Consider the following 13,833-nt stretch of genomic DNA (forward strand, 5'->3'; position numbering starts at 1 on the left):
CCATCTGAAAACAGATTAGTTGACGCCAACGGCGTTGAGGTCGGAATAGGCCTGCTTGATGCGCTCGACGAGACCTTCCTGGCCCTTGCGCAACCATACGCGCGGGTCGTAGAATTTCTTGTTCGGCTTGTCTTCGCCTTCCGGGTTTCCGAGCTGTCCCTGGAGGTAGGCTTCGTTGGCCTTGTAGAAGTTCAGGATGCCTTCCCAAGTGGCCCACTGCGTGTCGGTGTCGATGTTCATCTTGATGACGCCGTATCCGATGGACTCTTCGATTTCGGCCGGGGAAGAACCGGAACCACCGTGGAACACGAAGTTCAGCGGCTGGGCATCGGTGCCGAATTTTTCGGACACATAGGCCTGGGAGTCGCGCAGGATGGTTGGGGTCAGCTTAACATTGCCCGGCTTGTAAACACCGTGCACGTTGCCGAAGGAAGCCGCAATGGTGAAGTTGGGGCTAATGGCAGAGAGCTTTTCATAAGCGTATGCCACGTCTTCGGGCTGGGTGTAGAGCTTGGACTCGTCCATGTCGGAGTTATCGACGCCGTCTTCCTCGCCGCCGGTGCAGCCGAGTTCGATTTCGAGGGTCATGCCGATCTTGGACATGCGCTCCAGGTATTTGGCGGAGATCTCGATGTTTTCTTCGAGCGACTCTTCGGAGAGGTCGAGCATGTGGGAAGAGAATAGCGGGCGGCCGGTTTCCTCAAACATTTTTTCGCCGGCTTCGAGCAGGGCATCGATCCACGGGAGGAGTTTCTTGGCCGCATGGTCGGTGTGAAGGATTACCGGAACGCCATAGGCTTCGGCCATCATGTGAACGTGCTGGGCACCGGAGATTGCACCGAGAGCCGCGCCGTTGGCCGGGCAACCTTTACCAGCGGTGAAGGCGGCACCACCGTTGGAGAACTGGATGATTACGGGGGAGTTGACCGAAGCAGCCGCTTCGAGAACCCCGTTGATGGAGTCGGAGCCAACAACGTTGACGGCCGGCAGGGCGAATTTGTTTTCCTTGGCAATCTGGAACACCTTGGCAACGTCGTCACCAAACAGAACACCGGGTTTTACAGCGTCAAGAACCTTAGTAGACATGATATTTCCTTCCTGGTTATGGGGTTGGATTATTCTTTAAAGCCAATGTATTTGGCAAAAATTCGCGGGAACTATACCAGTAAACGAACGGGGGTCAACCCCGGTGGGGGATTATATGAGGGGGATAAAACATGAGTGGGAGACGGGGGGAATCGGAGACAGGGAGAATCATCCCCCACTCGCCCCCTCACCGCTTCCCCCACTCTAGGCCGGCTCCGGAGGAACCGGCTACTGCGGGGGAAAGTCGAAGTGGGTTTCAAAGAGCTCAACAAGCTTTTTGCCAAACCCGTCTTCATCGGGGCCGGTCACCTGGATGGTTACTTCGGCTCCCTTTTCCAGCCCCAGCATGATGCATTCAAGGGCGGAGGTCAGGGTGCATGCGCCGCTGGCGGCCTTCACGAGGATCTCGCCGGAATAGGCCGAGCCTTCCCGGACCAGAATAGCAGAAGGCCGGCAATGGATGCCGGCCTCGTTTTGAACGACTGCCTGAGCTTCGAACATTACATCTCTTCAACTGGCTCTGCAGCCGAAGCGTCTTCGGCTTCGAGCTCTTTGACGGCTTCGGGATTCTCGGCCTCATCCACCTGCTCAAGCTCTTGCTTCTGGGCTTCACGCTCTTGTTCAACATTACCGCTCTTCTGCGCGGAACGGATCATTTTTTCATAAACGACCTCGTTGTTCATCGCGTAGATGTAGGGACGGGCAATGATTCCATTGTCATTGCGGCTTTCGTCGCATTTCTTAACCGCAACGCGGGCGGCTTCCTTGAGGGTCGACTTGCCATAGTCGTAGGCATAGGCAAAGTCGCCGCCCGGATCGATGGCAATGATGAACACCTTGTTATCGGGTTTTTCAAAATAATCGAGCAATTTAGCCTGCGCTTCCGGGGGGATGCGCGGGATATAGGCCGTGTCGCTGGCACACCCAGCAATCACGGTCGCGATGGTTACAAAAACAAAAAACTTAGCCAACACCTTCATGTAATGCCTCCATATCGTAGGTTTCGGACTACAATCTAAGTATTTAACCCCTTTTAGTCAACCTAGCAAACCAAGGAAAACGCAATATCCTTGAACGGCATTCCGGCGGCATCCCCGGCCACAACCATCCCCCGGACCACCTCCATCGGCAACCCGTTGATTTGCAAAGAAAACCGCGGAGTCGCGCCGTAGCGCCAAACGTCGGACTGCTGGAGATCGACCAACCCGCGAATGCCCGACTGCGGAAATTCATCGTCCAAAAACCGGGGAATTCCGCCATTGCCATAGAAAATGCCGAAGCTTTTTTTCAGCGCATCGGCAACGGACGGGAGATCGAGCCCCAAGTTTGCCACCGATGCGGGGACGGAGGCAATCGCATGGGTTTGAATGCCCTCCAGCATGGTTCCCAGATAGCGGCCGAGCCGTTCCATATCCGTATTGAGCAGCAATGTTCCGTGGTGCAGCGCCCTCCCCTGGCGAAACGCGAATGCATTTCCCGAAAACTTCAGCCCGTCCACGCTCAGATTGCTCTTGCCCGTCCTCTCGGCCCGGACGCCGAAGGTTTCCAAGGCATGGAAAACCATTTCATAGGCCCGCTCCTCGCGATATTCCTCACGCCCGACGATTACGCAATAGTTCAAGTTGCCCGTATCGTGATAAACCGTGCCGCCCCCCGAAATGCGCCGCGCCAGCGGAACGCCCTCCTGCTCCATCAGGTCCAGCCGGCATTCGCGCCACGGATTCTGGTTCTTGCCCATCACCACCGCGCACTCGCTCCTCCAAAGGAACAGCACCGGCCCCTGGTCGTGCACCGTATCCATGAGATATTGTTCGATCGCCAGGTTGCGGTAGACGTCCAGGCTCTGGGATTCAACTATCAGCATTTTTTATTTTGTCCGGTTTCTTGTTGGCGGCTAAAGTAGCGCAACAATGTCAAAGATCACTGAACAATTCATTCGAAAAATCCCGAAGACCGACCTGCACCTGCATCTCGATGGCTCGTTGCGCCTGCAAAGCCTCATTGAAATGGCGAAGGCCGGGAAGGTTGGACTGCCCTCCTACGAGGAGGCCGGCCTGAATGAGCTGGTGTTCAAGGAACGCTACGCCAACCTGGGCGAATACCTGGCCGGCTTCGCCTACACCGTCGGCGTGCTGCAAAACCACGAAAACCTCGAACGCGCCGCGTTCGAGCTGGCCGAGGATTCGCATGCCGAGGGCGTCCGCTACATCGAAGTGCGCTTCGCCCCGCAGCTGCACATCACCCACGGCACCGAAATTGGCGACGTCGTCCGGGCCGTCTGCCGGGGACTTGGGAGGGCCAAACAACACCTCAACGCCTCGGTGGCGGAGAACGACATGCCGTTCGAGTGCGGCGTCATCCTGTGCGCCATGCGGCGCTTCAACCGCCAGATGTCGCCCTACTACGACCGGCTCATCAACCGCGTCGGCAAAACCAACATCCGCTACACCTATGCCCGCGCGTCGCTCGGGCTTGCCAAGGAAGCCGTCAAACTACGCGACGAAGGCCTTCCGGTCGTCGGGTTCGATCTGGCCGGCGAAGAAGCCGGCTATCCCGCCATCCACCACAAGGAAGCCTTTGATTATTCGCACAAACATTTCCTGCGAAAGACCGTGCACGCCGGCGAGGCCTACGGCCCCGAGTCCATTTTCCAGGCGATTACCGAGTGCTATGCCAACCGCATCGGCCACGGTACGTTCCTGTTTTCCGAGGCGGCCATAAAACTGAAAACGATCCGGGACAAATCGAAATATATCGGGCAACTGATTGAATACATCGCCAACCAGCGCATCACCATCGAGGTCTGCCCCACCTCAAACCTGCAGACCATCCCGGAATTTCAAAGCCTGGGCGACCACCCGATCCAACTCATGGTCGACAATGGGCTGTCCGTTAGCGTCAGCACCGACAACCGCCTGGTTTCGCACACCAGCGTGACCGAAGAGCTGTTGCTTTGCTCGGAACACCTCGACCTGACCAAAAGCCAGTTCCGCGACCTTGTCCTGGCCGGGTTCAAGCGCAGTTTTTTCCCCGGCCCCTATTCCGACAAGCGCAACTATGTCCGCCGCGCCATCAACCTCTACGACGGCATCGCCAAGCAGCATCTGGGCTGAGCGGGGATTGCCCCGGAAACGCTATTCCTCGATCACCAGGCGGAACCCGACGTTGAACACCCGCTGGTAGGGTTCGTAGGGCAGGCGAAACGATGCCGTTGCCCGGTGCGGGCGATCGCGCCACGAGCCGCCACGAACAACCTTGCGGGCATCGGCTGAAAGATCGTTGCGACCGTCGGCATCGCTGTATGGATAGGGTTTGTACGACGAGCGCGTCCATTCGGCCACGTTGCCGTGCATATCGTGAAGCCCCCACGGGTTCGCCGCAAACTGGGCGGTACCCGACGGCACCATGATGCCGTCGTTGAACGAATCGTCGCGCGGGACAAAGTCGTTGAGCGGGGTGCGGGCTTTCTCGGCAACCGGCTTGGGATTCACGCCGCGCACGGCCAGCAGGCCGATGCTTTGATCGGCGAGGTTGGCGTGCTTCTCAAAACCGGCTTCCCCGAAAAAGAACGGCTGGTCGCTTCCGGCGCGCGCCGCCCACTCCCATTGCGCCTCGGTGGGCAGGTTCACCGATGCCCCGGTTTTTTCGGAGAGCCATTGGGTGAAGGCCATGGCGTCGTTCCAATTCACGCGGACGGCCGGCATCTGCGGCTCGTTGGCCGGATAGCCGGCATAAATATGGTCTTTCCATTGCTGGTCGATCACCTGGCTATCGTGCTCCGGCATGAATTCCTGCAGCTGCTCGTTGGTAATCTCGGTGGTCGACATCCAGAAGGGTTTCTCGATTCCGACCACGGCCTGCGGGAATTCGTCCGGCGCACCCGTCACCGAACCCATCACGAATTTTCCGGCGGGGATTTTCACAAAGGTCAATTCATGGCGGCCGAACTTCACGGTCTTTTTCTCGACTTTGGCCGGCTGCTCCAACGGCCAGCCCGCGAGGGTCTGCGCCTTCGGGGTGCGCTGCCTTTCCGGCTTCACGAACGATGGGCGGATGGGCGACAACGGCGGCATCCACTCGATGTTGTCGTTGATGCCGCTGAATTGCTTCTTGTACTTCATGGTGAGCGCGGCGGTTTCGAGCGTTTTGTCGCTGCTGTTGACCTCCGTCCAGGTGGCGTGGTACGGCACGTTCAGGTCGACCCAGGTGACCAGCTGGCGCATCGAGGCGTCGTCCAGCTGCACGCCATAGTGCCCCTTTTCGAGCAGCTGGAAGAGCGGACTGGTCGAGGTGTGGTATTCCATGGGCTCGAGAATGTGCAGATTGCTCTCCGGCCCCGGGCGGCGCACATAGGGGTGCAGCGCCATGTAGGATTTCCCGAAGTTGGCCTTGGCATTAAACCGTTGCTCGGAGTCGTCCTTGAAATTCGGGCGCTCCGGCTTCCGTCCATCGTGGCATCCCACGCAGTAGGTATCGAGAATGGGCTGGATCTCGTGTTTGAAGCCAAATCCGTAGGGCATTTTTTCCTGGGTCCAGGGGGTGATTCTTTGCGGCGCCTTCCGCGTTGCGAGGGCCGGGCGGGAGAGCGGCGCGGCATTGCTGGGCTCATGGCATCCCACACAGGAAACAATTTCGCCCGGCTGGGCGACCGTCCAGCTTCGCATCACCTGCAACGCCCGCCCCTCTTTGTCGAGCGGCTGGATGGAGATCGGGCGGCTGTGCGGCACCGTTACCATAACGGATCCGTCTTCCTCGACCGGAACGGTGCCCAGAACGCGCTTGGTATCCCACCCGCCTTCGATGGCAAGCGCATCGTGCGATCCATTCAGGCGGTAGGCATAGCCATAGGTGAACAGCCGCAGGGCGGCCACCGAGCCGCGCGGAATGCCTTTCAGCCCGGGGCCCTCGTAAATATCCTGGATGAACAGGGTTCCGCTGCTGGCGTCGGGGTTCCGTCGATCCGGAATAACCGGCGGCCGCTTGCGCTCCATCACCGGAACCGGTTCAAACATGAATGCATCGCTTGAGCCCAGCTTGATCAGGTTGTCGAACGTATCCACCAGATACAGCCCCCACTTTTCGTTGGGTTTGAGCTGCCCCGAGACCAGGAAGAAATCCTCGCTCAACGGATACGGGTGCAAAAAGCGCGGCCATTTCCCGTTCATGTAGTTGTCCACAATCACGGGCTCGACTTTCTGACCGCGCCCGGGAATACGCTGCAACGCGCCATCGGCCTCGAAATCGCCCTTGTTCTGGTCGAAGATAATCAGTTCGCCGGCACGGGCGGTTCCATGGTGCCCCGACACGATGGCGGCAAACTTGGAGGAATGCCCGGGGATCTGCTTGGCATAGAACAGGGTATTGGGCCAGTAGGAGTTCGATCCGTAGATCGAGCGGTTGGCGGTTCCGTCCGGATTCATCTCGAGCAGGATGCGGGTGAAATAGTGCGAGTTATCGGTGTATTCCCAGCGCGAATACATCACCCGTCCGTTTTCCTTCACCCACGGATACCAGTCGTTTTCCTGGTCGAAGGCCACCTGGCGCATGCCGGTTCCATTGGCATTGATCTCATAGAGCGTGCCCACATAGTCGGAGCCGCCGACACAAGGGACGGAGTTGAGCGAGGCCGTCGAACAAAACAGAATCTTGCCGTTCGGCAGGTAGACCCCGTTGTAGTTGTCGATCTCCGGCATCACCGGCGTAACCTGGCGGCGGGCGGTTCCATCCAGCTTCATCTCGTAGACCTGGAAGGTGTTGCTTTCGAGGTCGATGCCGGAATAGAGGAATTTATCCCCGGAAAAATCGAGGCAGATATCCATCAGCCCTTCGCGGGCCTCCTCCGGGCGGTACAGGGTCTTGATGGATTCATCCTTCAGGCTCAAGAGTTGGAACGCATCGTTGAAATTCGGCTGGCTCTCCTTCCCCCCGCGGCGCAGCAGCGTGGAATTCCCCTGCCAGTTGGACGGAAACTTGGCGGACTTCGAGCTGCGGAACAGGATCGTATCAAACGAAACCTCGGGATTGTCGATCACCAGCGCCTTGTAGCGGAACCGGGCCACCTCTTCCGGCGAAGCGTTTCCGGCCTCCAGCTTGGCGAGCTCCTTCAAATAGCCCTTCGCGTTGTACGATGCATATTTCCCGCCCAAAAATTCGATGGCCAGCCGCGCGCTTCCAATCATTTCGGAGGCGGCCGGAAGGGTTGCATCCACCTGGTCCTTGTAAAGCGCAACTTTCTTGGACCTCCCTTTCCGGGTGTTCTTCTCGACCTCGATCTCCAGCGTATTGATCCCCTTCTTGAGTTTCAGGGAAAAACAGGATCCCGCCTCGGCAATCTCAATCCCGTTGAGTCGAATGGCATCGACCCCCGAAACGTCGATATCCTGGACGGCGTCCGAGTCGGAGGTCAGCTCCACGATCGCAAAAACGCTGCCCTCCTCGTTGGAAAACTTCTTGCTCTTGCCGAAAGGCCAATCGCCCAGCTTTTCCCATTGGTCGGGGGCCTTCACCGCGGCCTGGTACGATCCGGCCCAGGTGTCCACCTTGAGCTCCTTCGAGACATACCAATCGCCCAGTGTGCACTCCACGGCATGGAGCGGGATTGCGGCAACCCACCCCATCATAAAACCCAATATCAAAGCTGCTTTTTTCATATCTTGCCTTTTTAGCGGAAAACGGTTCCCTTGAATGCATCTTGCTGGGCATCCAAAACCTGGATCGACCCCATATTATGAGGAGACGTTGACGCGGGCACTTTCCAGACAACCTCTTTCGCCTCGTTCACTTCGAATGCCTTTGGTTTTTCGCCCCCGTCCAGGCCGAGCGGTTTTTTTCCATGCGCGACATTGGAAACCACGGTGTTGCCGTTCGGCAGGCGCTGGAACCCGCAAACCATGCCGACGCTCAGCCCGGCCGCCTTCAGGTCGTCCTCTGCCAGCGCCCAGACGATGGAATCATCGGGGGCATATTCCGTCAGCACCCGGCCTTCGAGGCCATGCCCTTCGGAAACCAACGTGTTGCCGTTCGCCAGGCGCACCGCGTGGAACGACCCCGAGGGGAAGGTGCGGAGCAGTTTGCCGCTGGCATCCCACTCGTAGGCATGCCCGCCCGCCAGCTGGCCCGCGCCCTTCATGAGCGTGCCGAGATAGGTGCCCTGCGGGGTCTTGCGCACCGCGCGGAAGGCGTGGTGGATATCCTTTGGCGCATCGGCCACCTTGACGCGCTTGAGCTCCTTGCCGCGCCGGTCGATTTCCAGCATCCAGAGCCCGTCCTTGCCGCACTCGCCCAGCAGGAAGCCGCCGTGCGGCAGCGGCTGGCAGGAATGGTTGTCGTGCCCCTGCGGAACACGGTATTCCCACTGAATGTTTTTTTTCCGATCCAGCCGCACCACGCCGGCAATGCCTTCCTTGCGCCTTGAAAAGCTGTAGACCATCCCGCCGTCCGGAAGCACCCAGCCATCGCTCAGCTCATCCGGCGAGTCGAGCTGCCAGCGCTTGGTGAAGCCGGCGTCGTAGAGCGCCGGGCCCCCGCTTTTCCAGCCGCAGACAAAGAAAGGATGGGACACCGGTTCCGCCAAGGTCCCGCCCACCAATAAGAACAAAGCCGTACAAACACCGCTTTTCAACATCCCGCGTCGCAGGTTCATACCCTCACCCCAAGTTGTAGATTTATTGCATTCAACCGGCGAACCGGCGGCCTAGCTGGCAGCTTCCGCCTCGGCGACGGGTTCGGAAGCCTTGGCATACGCCGTACGCAGCGCAACCGTCACATATCCGAACACCTGGCCAATGACGCAGGAAACGAGAATCACCGGAACCGACACGGCATAGTTGCCTTCGGCAATCGTGTTGTAGCCAAAGAAGCAGGCCGCACCCACAAACCAACCGGGGATGAAATCCAGCGCCGGAACCTTTTCGAACAGGATCACGAGAAACGCAATGAGCGAAACGGCGACCGGGAATCCCACCGCCGCGTTGCCTCCAAACGTGCCGGTCAGGAATTTCCCGAGCTCAATGATCCCCACCGAGGCAATCACGCCCGCCACCCAGCACCCGATGACCTTCAGGCCACCCTTGATGGTGCACCCGTTAAGGAAATAACAGGCCCAGGCGGCGAAACCGACCCACGCGCAAAAGAGCGCAATCTTGATATCCATGAACTGCATCACTCCCGCGAGCACGGCGATAATGCCTGCGTGCGGTAAAAATTTAATCATCTTCATTGAGGCTCCTTTAATCCTGTGGCTGATTCCACAAACGGTACGGGTCGTTCAAACGGCGTTGCTCCGCGAGCAGCAAAGCCTCCATCTCCTTGAGCTTGCCCGCATACTTCGGATCGCCGGCCAGGTTGACCTGGTTGGCTTTCGGTTTCGCGTTGGCCAGCCCCTTGTGCTCCTTGATAAATTCTTCCGGATTGTCAGCGAGGTTGAACAACTGGGTCTCGCGCACCTTGCCATCGAGCACATCGTATTTAATCAGTTTCCAGTCGCCCTTTTTCACGCAGCGCATGCCCGGCTTGGTGCCGCCGCAATAGACGCCGTAGAGCACATCGCGCACCTGTTCCTTTTTCCCTTCCAGCACCGGCTTGAAGCTGATGCCTTCGGTCGCTTCCGGCACATCGACGCCCGCCAGATCGCACATCGTGCGCAGCGTGTCGAGCAGGTAGATGTTGCCCTTGGAACGCGAACCGGGCTTGATGCCGGGGCCTTTCACGATGTAGGGCACGCGCCAGGTGTGCTCGTAAAGGTTTTGCTTGCCCATCAGGCCATGGCGACCGATCGCGATGCCGTGGTCGGCCGTGTAGAAGATATAGGTATTGTCGAGCTCGCCCATCGCCTCAAGCTTGGCCAGCACCGCGCCAATCTGGATATCGATGTTTTCCGAGCAGGCGAATTCCCGCCCCACTTCGTTGCGGACGGTTGCCTCGTCGCGGTTCATCCAGACGCCGGAAACCTTTTCCTCGTCGCGCAGGCCGGGATGGCCATGGTGGAACGGATGCGCCGGCAGATAGTTCGAAGGCAGCGCCGGCGCCGGGCGCTCGGGGTTCAGGACGGGCAGCGAAGCCTTATCCTTATGGTTGGTGGCGCCATATTTCCTGAGCAGCTCCGGCTTTCCGTCGCGGGTGTCGTGCGGATGGGAGAAGCCATAATAGATCAGGAAGGGGTCTTGATCGTTGGAAGCCGCCCGCTGGTCCAGGTATTCGAGCACCTGCTTCGCATGCCACGCACTGCCGGTTTCGTCGGTTCCGCCGCGCTTGGTGGAATCGTGCACGACGGTGAACTGGCCATTGGCACCGGCATAGCTGTTTCCTTTTTTGCAGGTGCGCATCGTGTCGTAGCCCGCCCGGTTGAAGACCGCCGCCATCGTGTAGTCGACCAGATCCTCCGGACATTGGCCGACCCAGCCGCCCCCCTTGGGGCCCTTGCTGTGCGGCAGGTTCCAGACCGTGCGACCGCTCATGATCATGTGGCGCGAGGGGTTGCAGACCGCGCCCGAGAACGAGCCCATGTGGTGCGCGCCATCGAAGATCATCCCCTCGGCCGCCAACCGGTCGAGCACCGGTGTGTCCAGCTCCGACTCGGGATTATACATTTTCAGATCGAAGGGAGACTGGTCATCCGCGAGGATAAACAGGATATTCGGCCGCTTCCCCACAGCCTGGGCGAGCATCGAGCTCGCCGCAACGGCAACCAAAAGTCCATATTTCAAACGCTGCATGGCAGTCTCCCTCTGGTGTTACCTGGATTTCAGGTCGTTGAACTTCTGGAAGCCTTCTTCCGGCGACAGCCCATCGTGCACCACGCCGCCGACGGCCTGGATCATCGCAACGGGATCTTCCGACTGGAAGACGTTGCGTCCCATGTCCACACCGGCGGCGCCGCACTGGATGGCCTTGTAGCAAAGCTCGAGCGCTTCGAGTTCGGGCAGCTTCTTGCCGCCGGCAATCACGATCGGAACCGGGCAGCAGGCCACCACGTTTTCGAAACCTTCGGTGTAGTAGGTCTTCACGATGCTCGCGCCGTTTTCCGCGCAGATGCGCGAGGCCAGGCCGAAGTAGCGCGCGTCGCGCGCCATGTCCTTGCCGACCGCCGTCACACCCATCACCGGCATGCCGAATTTTTCGGCCTCGTCGACGAGGTTGTAGAGGTTCGCAATGGTCTTGGCTTCCGTCGCCGGATCGCCGATCGCCAGCATGATCGCCATGGCGGATGCATTCAGCGCCACGGCGTTCTGCACGTCCATCGTCACATTGTGGTTGAGCTCGGTCAGGATCGAAGTCCCCGCGTCGGAACGCAGGCAGATCGGCTTGTTGTAGGTGGGCGGAATGCAGGCCTTGATCACACCGCGCGCGGCCATCAGGCAGTCGGCATGCGGTGCCAGCGGCAGGATGCTCAGGTCGATGCGCTCCACGCCGGAGGTCGGGCCCATGATGAAGCCGTGGTCGAACGCCAGCATGACGCTCCGTCCCGTGTCGGGGCGGAAGATGCGCGACAAGCGATCCTTGAATCCCCAGCTGTTGTTATCGCAGCCCTTCATGTAGAAGCCGCCCTGCTCAACCGGCTTGTCCAAGCCGAAATCGTTTCCATCCCTCAAATCATCTAAATCTGCCATTGTTTTTCTCCTTTTCTATCCTTTGTTAGATTGCTTCCGCAAACGCGCCGAAAATCAGCGCGAAGCTCGTTGCCCCGGCATCCTTGTGCCCAATGGCACGCTCGCCCATCGTTCGGGCCCGCCCGAACTTAGCCACGTACCCCTTTGTTTTTTCAGCGCCTTCGGATGCAGCAACCGCCGCGGCTTCGAAGGCCGCCTTGGGCTCCGCCCCGGCGCGCAGTTCGGCAGCCAGCGTTTCGGTGGCCGGCCGCAATGCATCCATCATGGTTTTATCGCCCGGCTCGGCCTTGCTGATGCCGTAAAAACCGTTCAGCGCCGCTTCAAAAAAAGCGGCGGTCTGATCGTTATCGAGTTCATCCGCCGGCGCCGCGTTGGCAAACCCCATGAAGTAGGAGCCTAGCAACGGACTGGTGGAACCGCCGTCGCACATCATCACCTTCATGGCCACCTTCTTCATGAAATCGGCCAGCGGCAGTTCGGCGGATTCATCGACCGCCGCACTGACCGCCTTCATGGTGCGGTTGATGGTGACCCCATGGTCGCCATCGCCGGTGGCGGCATCGAGTTCCGACAGGCTTTCGTGCTGCTGCGCAATCACGGCGGCCGCGTTTTTCAGCATGTCCGCCAGATTCTGTTTCGTAAAAATAGACATCGTATCCATCTCGCTTAGCGAACGGTGTAGCCGGGGGTGTCGCACGGAGCATCCCACAGCGTCTTGAGCTCGTCGTCGAGTTTCAGTGCGATCAGCTGATAGCCCCCTGCTTCCTGAACCGTCAGAACATCGCCTGCATGCCCACGCGCCACGTCGATCCCTTTTCCTTCAAAGAACAGTTTGGCATCGCGGAAGGAAACATAGAGCTCCATCAGCGTGGTCTTGCCGGAGCCATTGACAATCAGGGCAATCTCGTCGCCGGATTCCAGCCCGAGCTTCGCCACGATTTTTTCAGCAAGCAGCTCCGCCGTCTCCTTGGCGCTCGCCATTTTCACGACCACGCCGCCGCCTTCGCCATGCTGGCCGGCGCAGATTTCCATTTCGTCCTCCGCCAACGAGCCGCAAACCCCGCCCGTTGAAGGATGCGTGGCCAGCTCGGAAAGAACTGCAATGGTGGCGCACTGGTCGTTGACCTTGTTGGCAATGCGAACCACGTCGTCGAGGCTATCGCCACGTTCCGCCGCCGCACCGGCGATTTTGCTGACAAAGAAGCAGCCGCCGAGACCACGGCCCTCTTCCTCTTCGGTCGGGCGGATCTCTTCGTTGGTGATCACTTCAACCACTTTGATGCCTTCCATCTCGGCCATCTGCTTGGCCATTTGGGCGCTCATCACATCGCCCGCGTGGTTGAGTGTAATCAGCAGGGTACCGGCATCGCGCTTCACCGTTTTAAGTGCTTCAAGCAGCGTGGGCGGGCCAGGGGCCGCCCAAATATCGCCGGCCGCGCAGACATCGAGCATTCCGTCGCCAACAAAACCTTGCACGGCTGGCTCGTGGCCCGTACCGCCCAGAGAGACCAGCGCCACTTTATCCGCCGCTTTCGGCGTTGCGCGGCAAACCAGCTTTTCCTGCTCCAGCTTTACCTTGTGCGGATAGGCCATGCACATGCCTTCCAGCAGTTCCTTGGTGAGTTCTTCCGGGTTATTGATGAATTTTTTCATGGTCTCAACACCTTCCTTATATCGATTCGGGTTTAGTATGCGGTTCCTGCGGCTTCGCCTGAGAATTCCATGAATTCAACCGGGCAACCTTCGGCATCGACAATGAAGGCGATGCGAAGCGTATCGCTGATGGCGCACGGCTCCAGAATGACCTTCTGTCCCGCAATGGCTTCCTCGAGGTTTTCAACCGCATAGGCAACATGCGTATGCTCCTGGATCTCCCTGGGCATTTCGCAGTCGGCGTCGAAGCGCAACCACTCGATGTTGTTTTCGCTTTGCGAAAAATCGGTGATGAACAGCTTCATGTCGGCGCTGTAGTTTTCGCCTTTTTTCGACTCGGTCGTGGGAATCCCCACATGGCTGAATGTTTTCTTCATGTTCATTTCCCCTGTGTTTAATTGCTTCCGCACTGATCTAACAAATGGTTCCAACCACGAAATACACGAAACCTGTCCTGAGAATCCGTTTCGTGTAATTCGTGCATTTC

At 58.9% G+C, this 13,833-nt stretch carries 13 protein-coding genes; 1 reads left to right on the forward strand and 12 read right to left on the reverse strand.

The window, feature by feature from the left end; all coding sequences use genetic code 11:
* Positions 1-15: 15 nt before the first annotated feature.
* From fbaA to E9954_RS11355, 4 genes are all read right to left on the reverse strand, one after another.
* Complete coding sequence (fbaA, locus tag E9954_RS11340) at positions 16-1,086, reverse strand: class II fructose-bisphosphate aldolase (protein ID WP_136079281.1); 1,071 nt, start codon at positions 1,084-1,086, stop codon at positions 16-18.
* A gap of 228 nt (positions 1,087-1,314) precedes the next feature.
* A complete protein-coding gene (locus tag E9954_RS11345) occupies positions 1,315-1,587 on the reverse strand; it encodes an HPr family phosphocarrier protein (protein ID WP_136079282.1) in 273 nt (90 codons plus the stop codon).
* A complete protein-coding gene (locus tag E9954_RS11350; RefSeq protein ID WP_136079283.1) occupies positions 1,587-2,066 on the reverse strand; it encodes a hypothetical protein in 480 nt (159 codons plus the stop codon). Before E9954_RS11350 ends, E9954_RS11345 begins: the two co-directional genes overlap by 1 nt.
* A 62-nt stretch (positions 2,067-2,128) precedes the next feature.
* A complete protein-coding gene (locus E9954_RS11355; RefSeq protein WP_136079284.1) occupies positions 2,129-2,950 on the reverse strand; it encodes a lipoate--protein ligase family protein in 822 nt (273 codons plus the stop codon).
* Between the two features lie 46 nt (positions 2,951-2,996).
* Between E9954_RS11355 and E9954_RS11360 the strand changes: the two genes are divergently transcribed.
* Positions 2,997-4,199, forward strand: a complete 1,203-nt coding sequence (locus tag E9954_RS11360) for an adenosine deaminase family protein (protein ID WP_136079285.1) — start codon at positions 2,997-2,999, stop codon at positions 4,197-4,199.
* A gap of 21 nt (positions 4,200-4,220) precedes the next feature.
* On the opposite strand, the gene E9954_RS11365 is transcribed toward E9954_RS11360, so the two are convergent.
* Genes E9954_RS11365 through E9954_RS11400 form a run of 8 tightly spaced genes read right to left on the reverse strand, consistent with a single transcriptional unit; the run spans position 4,221 to position 13,723 of the window.
* A complete protein-coding gene (locus E9954_RS11365; protein ID WP_136079286.1) occupies positions 4,221-7,736 on the reverse strand; it encodes an SUMF1/EgtB/PvdO family nonheme iron enzyme in 3,516 nt (1,171 codons plus the stop codon).
* A gap of 11 nt (positions 7,737-7,747) precedes the next feature.
* The gene (locus E9954_RS11370) at positions 7,748-8,728 is read right to left on the reverse strand and encodes a beta-propeller domain-containing protein (protein ID WP_136079287.1); all 981 of its coding nucleotides are present in this window, start codon (positions 8,726-8,728) and stop codon (positions 7,748-7,750) included.
* A 51-nt stretch (positions 8,729-8,779) separates the two neighbouring features.
* Positions 8,780-9,304 (reverse strand): DUF1097 domain-containing protein, encoded by a 525-nt coding sequence (locus tag E9954_RS11375; RefSeq protein WP_136079288.1) that lies wholly within the window; start codon positions 9,302-9,304, stop codon positions 8,780-8,782.
* Between the two features lie 10 nt (positions 9,305-9,314).
* Positions 9,315-10,799, reverse strand: coding sequence for a sulfatase-like hydrolase/transferase (locus tag E9954_RS11380; protein WP_136079289.1), 1,485 nt, complete (start codon positions 10,797-10,799; stop codon positions 9,315-9,317).
* Positions 10,800-10,817: 18 nt separating this feature from the next.
* Positions 10,818-11,693, reverse strand: a complete 876-nt coding sequence (lsrF, locus tag E9954_RS11385) for a 3-hydroxy-5-phosphonooxypentane-2,4-dione thiolase (protein ID WP_136079290.1) — start codon at positions 11,691-11,693, stop codon at positions 10,818-10,820.
* A 25-nt stretch (positions 11,694-11,718) separates the two neighbouring features.
* Complete coding sequence (dhaL, locus tag E9954_RS11390) at positions 11,719-12,345, reverse strand: dihydroxyacetone kinase subunit DhaL (protein ID WP_168442177.1); 627 nt, start codon at positions 12,343-12,345, stop codon at positions 11,719-11,721.
* A gap of 14 nt (positions 12,346-12,359) precedes the next feature.
* Positions 12,360-13,346 carry a dihydroxyacetone kinase subunit DhaK gene (locus E9954_RS11395; RefSeq protein WP_136079292.1) on the reverse strand — a complete coding sequence of 329 codons (987 nt, stop codon included), beginning with the start codon at positions 13,344-13,346 and terminating at the stop codon, positions 12,360-12,362.
* 32 nt (positions 13,347-13,378) lie between these two features.
* Entirely contained in the window at positions 13,379-13,723 is a 345-nt protein-coding gene (locus E9954_RS11400; RefSeq protein WP_136079293.1) for a hypothetical protein, read from the reverse strand.
* Between the last annotated feature and the right edge of the window lie 110 nt (positions 13,724-13,833).

The organism is Pontiella desulfatans (assembly GCF_900890425.1).
GTDB lineage: Bacteria > Verrucomicrobiota > Kiritimatiellia > Kiritimatiellales > Pontiellaceae > Pontiella > Pontiella desulfatans.